The sequence below is a fragment of the Bacillus sp. JJ1521 genome, from assembly GCF_036965165.1.
In the GTDB taxonomy this organism is placed as follows: domain Bacteria; phylum Bacillota; class Bacilli; order Bacillales; family Bacillaceae_L; genus Ferdinandcohnia.
This window is the reverse complement of record NZ_JBALOX010000281.1, coordinates 1-1,548: the sequence shown is the minus strand read 5'-3', so window position 1 is coordinate 1,548 and position 1,548 is coordinate 1. Positions and strand designations below refer to the sequence as shown.

General features: G+C 35.4%; 1 protein-coding gene. It reads right to left on the bottom strand.

All coding sequences use genetic code 11. The features are described from left to right. Positions 1–65: 65 nt before the first annotated feature. Positions 66–1,548, bottom strand: a 1,483-nt coding sequence (locus V7147_RS24790) for a PucR family transcriptional regulator (protein ID WP_335370461.1), incomplete at its 5' end; no start/stop codon positions are given.

Below are 1,548 nucleotides of genomic sequence, written 5' to 3'. Positions count from 1 at the left end.
AAATAGATACAGTCGGGGCTTTAACCCCGACTGTATCTATTTATAAACCCACTGAGATTAGTGGGTTAAAAAGCTTCTTTTTTCTCTTTTAATTGCTTTGAAGTGACTAAAAACTCGTATGATAAAATCATAAACTCAATCGCAAGTCGTTTTTCGTGACTCATAAAATCTGAGCCTAGTAGTTTTTCTAGCTTTTGAATACGGTGATAAAGTGTTTGCCTCACAATAAACAAACGCCTTGCTGTTTCTTGCTTAGAGCCGTTACATGATAAATAGGTTTTAAGTGTTTCCATTAGCTTTCCATTATATTTTTTATCGTGGGCAATGACTGGTTCCAAATATTCTAGAACCACCTCTTGTAAATCAATATGTCTGTGAAGTAATGAAATAAGCCGGAAAATATGTAAATCATCATAAAAATAGCTCTGTGCAGGAATCGACATCCGATTTTGAATTCGAATGGTTTCTAAAGCAGATTGATAGCTTTTATGTATATCGGTTAAGTCTTCTACAAATTTTCCAATGCCAAATACTGGTTGAGTTTTGTTATTTTTACGTTGCAATTCTGAGTTCAATACCCTTCGGATTACCTCCTGAACTCTCGTTTTCCAAGTCGTCGTATTTCGCTCATTTAAAATGATCAAAACGATTGTGTTTCTTTTTTCGGCGACAAAAAGTGTAAAACCCTGCTGTTCAAAAATGGCCCGAAGAAACATTTTAAAATAGGTCAAATCACTTGTTGAATACTCATCGATTGCATCAATTTTACAAATACATACGACGGCTCCTTTTGGTTGTTTTTTTGAAGTCAGTGCTACATATTCATTGATGGACTCTTCGCTTTGTTCCCCATCTAACCAATCATTGATCCACTCAGTTGCCTCTACCCTTTGCCTTTCCTCGACATATAAGTTACGAAGGAAAAGCTGTGCAAGGGCAGTTGCTGTTCGATCTAAAATAAGGTGGTCAAATTCGGTTAATTCTCTTTCCTCAGAGATGATCGCCAATTCAGCATAGCGATCGCCTAATAAATGGATCGGAATTTTTGCCACATAGGTAGAATCTTCTGAGTCAGATTTCATCATTTTAAATAGTTTCATTCGTTTTTGTTCGGTAGCTTCTGGAATAAATTGATTTTCATTGTTATTAAAGAGGATGATTACTTGAACATGGAGGTGGCTTCTAATAAATTTTAGAATCTCGATATAATGGTCTATCGTTAATAATCTTTTATTTAATGCTTGTGAGTAACTTTCAAGATCAGAAATCATTTGGTATTGGCGGTTAATCAGGAGTCCATGGATGTCTTGCGTGATTTCAACAAACTGCACTTCTTTTAAAAAAAGGATGATAGGAAACTGAGACTTATTTGCAATATCGATAATTTCTGGTGGGATCGACGAGGTGTATATTCCTAATTCAATACAGATACCTGCTGCTTGTGAATCAATCAATTGCTCAATGACTGAAATGAATTTTTCCTTATTATCCCTCCATGCAACACCTGTTGACAGAATAAGTTCATTACCATTTAGCAGATTCCGAATA